Below are 8,261 nucleotides of genomic sequence, written 5' to 3' on the forward strand. Positions count from 1 at the left end.
CACGCCGACACGGATCCGCCGTCGGCCGTCTACTCCCAGTACTTCGACGGCAGCACGTGCACGGCTCAGTGCGCGGCCTGGGCGACGTTCAAGGCGGGGCTCGCCTCGAGCGGGTACACCTCGGTGCACCTCTACGGCGACATGGATCCGGTCGGCTACACCTGCACGGATCCGACCGCCACGCAGCAGATCGCGGACATGATACGGACCACCGCGGCGACTTCGATCAGCTGCGGCGGACACGTGTGGAGCCAGTGCGACAGGTACGAGGGGGAGTTCTGGATGGACCCGCCGTCGGTGTGCGACCTCTCGAACTGCCCGAACCCGGGCTGGATCGTCCGCCCGTGCATCGGGTACAACTGCTACTACAGCGGGCTGAACTCCGACACCTGCGGCGCGCCCAACCAGACCATCACGATCGAGTTCTTCTAGCTAGTGCGTCGGGGGCGGCGGGGCGCCGGGGATGTTCCGCCACTCGAAGAAGTCGCCCGACTCTTCGACGATCGCCTTGTACCAGTCCTCGGGGTACGCGGGGTGCGTGATGCCGCCCTTCTCGTCCCGGACGTTTCCGTCGAGGTACTTGACGAGGAGCTGCTCGCCGAGCTTGCGCCAGCGCGTGACGGTCTTCTCCGTCTGCTCGGCCGAGTAGCGCGTCAGGAAGCTGCGCGCGGTCTCGGGCGCGGCCTTGTAGAGCTTGACCGCGGTCGCGTCCACCTCGGGGAGCCTCGCTTGGAACTCGCCCTCGATCTCGCGCTGCACGATCTGGACGTCCTTGATCATGTCGCTGTAGCGGGAGTACGTCCAGTTGGCGACGAAGTTGAACACCCACCACGCGGAGTCCCACGAGAACGTCTTGAAGTCCGCGGTGCCCACGGCGAACGCGCGCGGCGCCTCGGTGATGCCGCAGTACATCGGCACGTACACGGTCATGTAGGTGTCGTCCACGCCGAACCACAGGATCCCGCCGATCGGGTCCGGCAGCCAGCCGCGCGACTGCGCCACGAACGAGAAGCCGGTCTGCTGCGTCGAGGTGGCGCGCTCGTGGATGTACTCCTTTCCCTTGTGCTTCCACTGCATGGGCCGCCAGCGGTACGGCATCTTGTACGGCCCGGCGCCGATGCCCGTGCCGAGGTACATCGGCGAGTCCTCGAAGTGATCGCGCATCAGCTCCTGGACGTCGCGGACGGTGAGCTTCTTGTCCGGCTTGATCCACAGCGGCAGCGGTTTGGCCTTCGGGTTGCCCATCGCCCACTCGGGGCTGATCTTCTGGGACGGCGCGACCCGGCGGAACATGGACCACACGCGCGCCTCGCAGAACCGGAGCGCGCCGTAGTCCATCGGCACGTAGGCGTCGGCGAAGCTGAACTCCGAGTCCGCGCCCTCGAACCAGCCCTTGCCCCGCGCGAACGAGATGACGTCCTTGGCGTAGAGCGTGTTCTTCTTGTCGTTCAGCGGGAACTTGCGGATGCGCGACTGGTTGGCGTGGGCCGAGACGTAGCCGTCCGGGATCCTGCGCGCGACCCACAGGGCGCCCTTCGGGTTGTCGGGCCCCTTGCCGATCATCTCCAGGATCCAGACCTCCTTCGGATCGGAGATGGAGAACGACTCGCCGGCGCTCGCGTAGCCGTACTCGGCCACGAGATCGGTCATGACCTTGATCGCCTCGCGGGCCGTCTTGGCGCGGGCGAGCGCGAGGTACATGAGGCTGCCGTAATCGACGATCGCCTTGGGGTTCACGAGCTCCTCGCGGCCGCCGAACGTCGTCTCGCCGATCGCGACCTGGTGCTCGTTCATGTTGCCGACCACCGAGTAGGTCTCGGCGACCTGGGCGATCTGGCCGAGGTACTTGCCGGTGTCCCACTCGTAGACGTCGACCATCGTGTCGGTCCTGTTCCGTCCGGGCGGCTCGTAGTAGAGCTCGCCGTAGAGTTCGTGGGAGTCGGCGGAGTACGTGATCATCGTCGATCCGTCCGCCGTGGCGCCCTTGCTGATGAGGAAGTTCGTGCAGGCGTCCGCGCAATCCGCGTGCGCGACGGCGAGGCCGCACACGGCGAGGGAGAGCGCGATTCTCTGGAGGCGTGTCTGTTCCATAGCCGGCGACGTTACCGGCTGTCGCGCGAGGTTTCAACGGCCTTTTCGCTCCTTGCCCGTGGCCCGCGGATCGGGGAAGATGTCGCGCATGCCGAGCCGCCCCCAGCTCACCGCCGCGCTCGTCGCGTGCCTCTCGACGGCCGCGGGTGGCCTCGGGGCCAACCCCGAGTCGGCAGCGCCGCCGGGGCCGCTCTCGGCGAAGACCGCGCGGCGCCTGGATCTCGCGATCGGCGACGCGGACGCGGCCAGCGGGGCCCGCCTCGCGGGCGCCCTGACCGCCGAGCAGCTCTCGGCAGCTCTGTACCGCGGCACGCGCGGCCAGCGGATCGTCGCGATCGACGCCGCCGCGCACCTCGAGGATCCCTGGCCGATCCTGCCCTTCCTCGCGGCGTTCCTCCGCGCCCCGGACCGGGCGGTCGCCTCGCAGGCGGCCGCGTCGCTGCTCGCCGCGCTCGCCCCCCTCGTGGGTCGTCCCGACGGCGCCCCCGAGCTCGTCCCGGGCCAGGCGGATCAGCTCGCGCGATCGATGCTCGCCGCAGCGGACGACGACGTCCTCGCTCCCGATCTCCGGGCCACGGCGCTCCAGGCGGTCCGCATCCTCGGGGAGATCGCGCACCGGCGCTACGCACCGAGCAAGGCGCTGGCCCTCGACGCCGAACCGTCCGTCGCGTCCGCGGCGATCGCCCTGCGGTCCCCGCCGCTCGCCGAGGACGAGATCGCGCTCCTCGCCGACGTGGCGGTGAACGGCGCGGATCCGATGCTCCGCGGCCAGGCGGTCGGCGCCCTGTGCGAGAACGCGCTGCACCACGGCGTGGCCGCGCCATCGGCGGATCTCGCGCGGCTGCTGCGCGGGACGTTCGCCCCGTCGGCGCCCGCGGCGTCGCTCCTGCCGGCGCTCGCGTGCCTGAGCCGCTTTCCGCCCGCGGCGCGCTCCGGCATCGTCGACCTCGCGCTCGCCCACCCCGATCCGGCGGTGAAGCGGTTCTGGGACTCGGCTGGTCGATAGGTCGCGGTCGATAGGTCGCGGCCATTGCATCGCCCGTGCCGTTGCCGTAATGTTCGCTCGAACCGACCCATGTGAAGGAGGAAGCACAATGCGCTCTTACGCAGTCACGTTCCTTGGCATCGCGCTCGCAGCGCTCGTCGCGTCGTGCGGCATCCCGCAGGAGCAGTACGACGCGGACATGGCGAAGCTGAAGGCGGAGATCGACAAGGCGCGCGGAGAGGCGAACAGCCTGCAGACGCAGCTCGCCAGGCTCGCGGCCGAGAAGCAGGCGCTCGAGTCCGAGATCACGGCGCTCCAGGACGAGCTCAAGCGGCTGGCCGGCGAGCGCGACGCGAACGCCGACGCCGTCGCCAAGGCCAAGGCGCGCATCGAGATGTTCAAGAACATGCTCGCGAAGTTCAAGAAGATGCTGGCCTCGGGGAAGATCAAGATCCGGATCGCCAACAACAAGATGATCGTCGAGATGGCGTCCGCGATCCTGTTCCCGAGCGGCAAGGCGAAGCTCTCCGAGGAGGGCGAGACGGCGCTCGCGGAGGTCGCGTCGATCCTCGCGACGATCGGCGATCGCGCCTTCCAGGTCGCGGGCCACACGGACAACATCCCGATCGACAACAAGAACTTCGGATCCAACTGGGAGCTCTCGGCGGCGCGCGCCGTGGCCGTCGTCGAGTTCCTGATCGAGAAGGGCATGGCGGCCGAGAACCTCTCGGCCGCGGGCTACGCGGACACGCAGCCGGTGGCGGGCAACCTCTCCGAGGAGGGCCGCGCGCAGAACCGGCGCATCGAGATCGTGCTCCAGCCCAGCCTCGACGAGCTCCCCGACCTCTCCTCCCTCGAAAAGATGATTGACTGATTGCAGGGGCGGGGTGCCCCGGCCCTTACGACGGGAACAGGCGCGCCATCCGCGTGAAAAGCGAGCGATCGCCGGCCACGCGGATCTGCCCGAGCGCGATCGCGGCACGGGCGTCGATCTTCTGGCGGAACAGCTTGACGGCCGCTTCGGTGTCGAGCGAGACCGTCACGTCGGGCCGCTCGTGGCGCCCCCGGCGTGGCGCGCACCCTCCCCGCTCGATGACGAGGTGGTAGCCGCCGCCCGGATCGTCCGTCACGTCGAGCTGGATCACCGCCGCGAGGTCGCCCGCGGTCCCCGGATCGAGGCGCGCGGCGAGCTCGGGGACGAGGATCCTGAGGTCCGCGGCCGCGGCGTCGCGGATCGCGCTCCTCTCGAAAGCGCCCGGCCTCCCCCGCGCGATCTCCCAGTACGCCCGGGCGTGGCTCTGGAACAGCGCGAGATCCCGCGTGAACGGCGTCGACGCATCCTCCTCCGCGCTCGCCGAGACGCGGCCCGCGGTCACGAGCTCGCGGCCCGCCGCCGTGAACGCCTCGCGCACCTTCCGCCCCTCGACCGGCTTGCCCTCGTCGAAGTCGAGGAGGAACGACTCCGGGCGGAGCAGCACGCCCGCGCGCTCGGCCGAGATCCCGTGGCAGATCGTCTCGAACGTCCCGACGAGGCCGTCGAGGAGCAACGGATCGCGGTGGGCGCCCGCCGCGATCAGGACGGCGCGCCTCGGCCCGAGCGACGGATCGCGCCGCGTGTTCCGCTCCATCCCGGCCGGGCTCGACGCGTCGATGAACGGCAGCGTGATCGGCAGGAGCCGCTCGACGAACGCCTTGAGCAGCGCCGAGAACGAGTAGAAGTAGACCGGCGTCGCGATCACGAGCGCGTCCGACGCGAGGACGCGCGGGAGGAGCTCGTCCATGTCGTCGCGCTGCGCGCAGCGCCCGTCCGATCGGGTCCAGCACGCGAAGCACCCGCGGCACGGCCGGACGTCGCGCTCCGCGAGGCGGACGAGCTCCGTCTCGCCGCCCGCGGCGCCCGCCCCCTCGGCGAACAGCCGTGCGAGCTCCTCGGTGTATCCGTCCCTGCGCGGCGCGCCGCTGGCGATGAGGATCCTCATGGGCTCCGCCTCATTCTAGACAGAAGGCGACCCGTTGGGTAGTTTGCGTTCATCGTGCGCCGCTCGCTCAGATACCTCGTCGCCGCGCTCCTCGCCGCGAACGCGCTCGCCGCGGCCCCGTTCACCGAGCTCCGGGAGACCGCCGTGCAGGTCGTGTTGCACGCGCAGCCGAAGCCGTGGAGCCACATGACCGCGCGGATCGAGCCCGGTGCGGTGCTCAGGCTCGCGCCGACGACGAGCCGGGCCGGCTGCCCCAAGGGCTGGATGGAGCGCGACTCGGGCGGCTTCGTGTGCGCGAAGCGGCTCAAGGCGACCGAGGAGACGGAGTCGCGGCCCGCCGCGCGGGATCGGCCGGAGGTGCTCGAGGGGACATCGGCCTACCTCGTCGGGAAGGGCGGCGCCAAGCTGTACCGATCGCTCGGCGACGTGGATCTCGGCCGCTCGCTCATCCTCCTCTTCCGCGGCTCGGTGCTCACGGCCACCGACCGGCTCAAACGCAACGGGGACGAGGTCCTCCGCACGCGCCGCGGGTGGCTCGCACGGGCGGCCAATACGATCCCGCTGCCCCCGCCCGTGACGTCGCTCGGCGTCGAGGTGCCGGGCGGTGCGCCGATCCCGGAGGGCGTCCCGCTGCCGAACGGCGACGCGCTGAAGGTGCGGCCGGCGCCGATCCCCGGATCGCTCGAGCCCGGCGAGAAATGGATCGCGGTCGATCTCTCGGAGCAGCTCGTCCACGCGTACGTCGGCGAGCGGCCGGTCCGACTGATCCCCTGCTCCACCGGGATCAAGGACAACACGCGGCCCGGCAGCTTCCGCATCCAGTGGAAGCGGCGCCTGCAGACCCTGCAGCTCAAGCGCGGCCACATCCGGGTGGAGGACGTCCAGTGGGTCATGTACTACGACAAGGCGAACTCGATCGCGATCCACACCGCGTACTGGCACGACCGGTTCGGCGTGCGGGCGAGCCACGGCTGCGTGAACGTCCCCCGCGACGACGCGCGGTGGCTGTACGAGTGGAGCTCGCCCCTCCCCGCCCCGGAGGACAGCGAGACGTTCGCCCACGACGGCGCACGCGGCACGCGGGTCGTCGTGTTCGAATAGCCGCCCGTCACCTCCTTCGAATTGAAGAAGTGGTTACTTCATATTGATTGAACCCACCCGCCTGCCGGGAATCCCCGCCACGCAACTGCCCGAATTTACTTGCGCCGAAACACTGGCCCGGAATCTGCACTATTCACCCGCCGAATAATTGGCCTCCCGCACGAGACGATGCGCGACTCTGGACCGGGAATGACCACGGTCACACGCGAGGAAGCACGACATGGGCCGACTGAGCAGAATCTTTCTCTCCCGCCGGGAGTTCTGCGCCGTGTCCGGAGCCGCCGTCGCCTCGGCCGCCGTCGCTTCCGGTTGCGCAAAGATTGGCGGCGACCTCATCGAGAGCGCGTCGGCCACGACGAGGAAAGAGGAGCTTCCCGTCGTCGTCGTCGGCGCCGGGCTCGGCGGTCTCACCGCGGCGGCGTACCTCGCCAAGGCCGGCTTCCCGGTCACGGTCGTGGAACAGCACCACGTCCCCGGAGGCTATGCGACGAGCTTCGAACGCGGCGACGGGCGCTTCTACGGCTACGACCAGATGATGGACAACTCGTTCATCAAGCGGCTCGAGAACCGCACGCCGGTCAAGGGGCTGTACCTGGCGAGCGCGTGGGGCTTTCCCGGCGGCGGCTTCAGCGGGGCGCACACCAGCGGAAGGAGAGCGTTCCAGAATTTCTTGGAGGATTGGGGATAGGCGATGGCCTGCGCAGGTTCTGCGCACGACGGGGCATTCCCGGCCCGAGCCGGTGTGCATGGTTTGCGCGTTGCCGCGCCGCGACCCGAGATCGCGCGGGATTCTCGGCCTCTCGATCATGGCACGCGGGATGCAGTCTTGCCGAACGAAGAGCGCCGAGCGCTCGGAAAGGGGTGCAGCATGTCCATATTGCATGTCGCCATCTTCACGGGAGCGGTGGTCGCCGGGCTCGGCCTCGCGCCTGCCTGCAACAGCGCGGAACAGGCCGCGGGCGGCGACCAGATGGCAATGGAGCACGGCCAGCCGGCGCCCGCCGGGGCAACAAAAGCGCCGTCCGTGTTCGACGCCCCACAACCGGTGGGGACGGCGGCCACGTGCCCGGTGCTCGGCAACACGTTCACGATCACGGCGGACACGCTCCACTCGGAGCACCAGGGCAAGCACGTGTACTTCTGCTGTGCGGGCTGCAAGCCGCAGTTCGACGCGGACCCGCAGAAGTATTTGAAGTAGCGCGATCAGAGAGGCGGGGGCGATGCAGGTACGGACCTCGGTTCTGGGCCTCGCATTCATCGCGGCAGCCGCGAATACCGCCGCCGCCTCTTCCGGCGATGCACACGAGGACGTCGCTCCCGCCGTCGACGAGTTGGTCGCGATCGCCTTGGCGCAGGCGCCGGAGATCCCGGTCTACGAGGCCCGGTCGCGCGCGTCGCAAGAGAGAGAGGACGCGGCGGACGCGCTGCCGGATCCCACGCTCGGCCTGACCGCTCAAGGGATGGGGCTGACTCCTCCCGGACCGGCGTCCTCGATCGTCGTCGACGTGAGCCAGGAGCTCCCTTTTCCGGGAAAGCGCGCCGCGCGCCAGGCCGCGGCCGAGGCAGAGACGAACGTCCGCACGGCCGAGACGGGCGACGTGAAGCGCCGAATCGCCGCGCGTGTGCGGGTCCTCTACGCCCGCATCTACAGCCTCGATCGGGAGCGGTCGAAGCGGATCTCGACCCGCGATCTCCTCGGCCTTCTGTCCCGGACCCTGACCACGCGCTACAGCACCGGTCAGGTCGATCGCTCCGGGCTGCTGCGGATCCGGCTCGAGAGCGCGCGCATCGACGAGCGGATGATCGGGATCGACGCCGAGCGCGCGGAGCTCGTCGCGTCGCTCAACCGATTGCTCGATAGGACGGGAGACACACCCCTCGGCCGAGTTCCGGCCTTGCCGCGGGTAGCCATCCCCGACGTCTCGCTCGACAAGTCCGCGCTCGAGGCGTCGTCCGAGCTCGCCGTATTGCGCGCCGAGGCCGCCGCGGCAGAAAAGCGGGTCGACGAGACGAGGCTCGAAGAGAAGCCCGACTTCTCGGTCGGTCTGGGCGGCGGAGTCGACGGCATGGCGGAGCCGGTCGTCATGCTCCGCTTCGGCGTCGGG

Annotated in this window: 8 protein-coding genes and 1 pseudogene; 7 read left to right on the top strand and 2 right to left on the bottom strand. The window is 69.8% G+C overall.

Going from position 1 to position 8,261, the window contains the following annotated elements; all coding sequences use genetic code 11:
• Positions 1–432 (top strand): hypothetical protein (locus tag M0R80_29850; GenBank protein ID MCK9463843.1); only part of this gene is annotated, 432 nt, incomplete at its 5' end.
• On the opposite strand, the gene M0R80_29855 is transcribed toward M0R80_29850, so the two are convergent.
• Positions 433–2,091 (bottom strand): C69 family dipeptidase, encoded by a 1,659-nt coding sequence (locus tag M0R80_29855; GenBank protein MCK9463844.1) that lies wholly within the window; start codon positions 2,089–2,091, stop codon positions 433–435.
• Positions 2,092–2,179: 88 nt separating this feature from the next.
• On the opposite strand from M0R80_29855, the gene M0R80_29860 reads away from it, so the two are divergent.
• Complete coding sequence (locus M0R80_29860; protein MCK9463845.1) at positions 2,180–3,097, top strand: hypothetical protein; 918 nt, start codon at positions 2,180–2,182, stop codon at positions 3,095–3,097.
• An 88-nt stretch (positions 3,098–3,185) separates the two neighbouring features.
• Positions 3,186–3,950, top strand: coding sequence for an OmpA family protein (locus M0R80_29865; protein ID MCK9463846.1), 765 nt, complete (start codon positions 3,186–3,188; stop codon positions 3,948–3,950).
• Positions 3,951–3,975: 25 nt separating this feature from the next.
• Here the strand turns inward: M0R80_29865 and M0R80_29870 are convergent, their stop codons facing one another.
• Complete coding sequence (locus M0R80_29870; GenBank protein MCK9463847.1) at positions 3,976–5,055, bottom strand: NAD(P)H-dependent oxidoreductase; 1,080 nt, start codon at positions 5,053–5,055, stop codon at positions 3,976–3,978.
• Positions 5,056–5,109: 54 nt separating this feature from the next.
• Here M0R80_29870 and M0R80_29875 point away from each other — a divergent pair, with 54 nt between their 5' ends.
• From M0R80_29875 to M0R80_29890, 4 genes and pseudogenes are all read left to right on the top strand, one after another.
• Complete coding sequence (locus M0R80_29875) at positions 5,110–6,156, top strand: L,D-transpeptidase (GenBank protein ID MCK9463848.1); 1,047 nt, start codon at positions 5,110–5,112, stop codon at positions 6,154–6,156.
• Positions 6,157–6,490: 334 nt separating this feature from the next.
• Positions 6,491–6,658 (top strand): annotated as a pseudogene (locus M0R80_29880) (FAD-dependent oxidoreductase).
• 366 nt (positions 6,659–7,024) lie between these two features.
• Positions 7,025–7,354 (top strand): YHS domain-containing protein, encoded by a 330-nt coding sequence (locus M0R80_29885; GenBank protein ID MCK9463849.1) that lies wholly within the window; start codon positions 7,025–7,027, stop codon positions 7,352–7,354.
• A gap of 22 nt (positions 7,355–7,376) precedes the next feature.
• Positions 7,377–8,261, top strand: an 885-nt coding sequence (locus M0R80_29890) for a TolC family protein (protein ID MCK9463850.1), incomplete at its 3' end; no start/stop codon positions are given.

The organism is Pseudomonadota bacterium, from assembly GCA_023229365.1.
Classification (GTDB): domain Bacteria; phylum Myxococcota_A; class Polyangia; order JAAYKL01; family JAAYKL01; genus JALNZK01.

Coding starts and splice junctions, on each gene's coding strand:
- M0R80_29870 (MCK9463847.1), bottom strand. CDS start 5,055: ATGAGGATCCTCATCGCCAGCGGCGCGCCGCGCAGGGACGGATACACC.
- M0R80_29860 (MCK9463845.1), top strand. CDS start 2,180: ATGCCGAGCCGCCCCCAGCTCACCGCCGCGCTCGTCGCGTGCCTCTCG.
- M0R80_29885 (MCK9463849.1), top strand. CDS start 7,025: ATGTCCATATTGCATGTCGCCATCTTCACGGGAGCGGTGGTCGCCGGG.
- M0R80_29855 (MCK9463844.1), bottom strand. CDS start 2,091: ATGGAACAGACACGCCTCCAGAGAATCGCGCTCTCCCTCGCCGTGTGC.
- M0R80_29865 (MCK9463846.1), top strand. CDS start 3,186: ATGCGCTCTTACGCAGTCACGTTCCTTGGCATCGCGCTCGCAGCGCTC.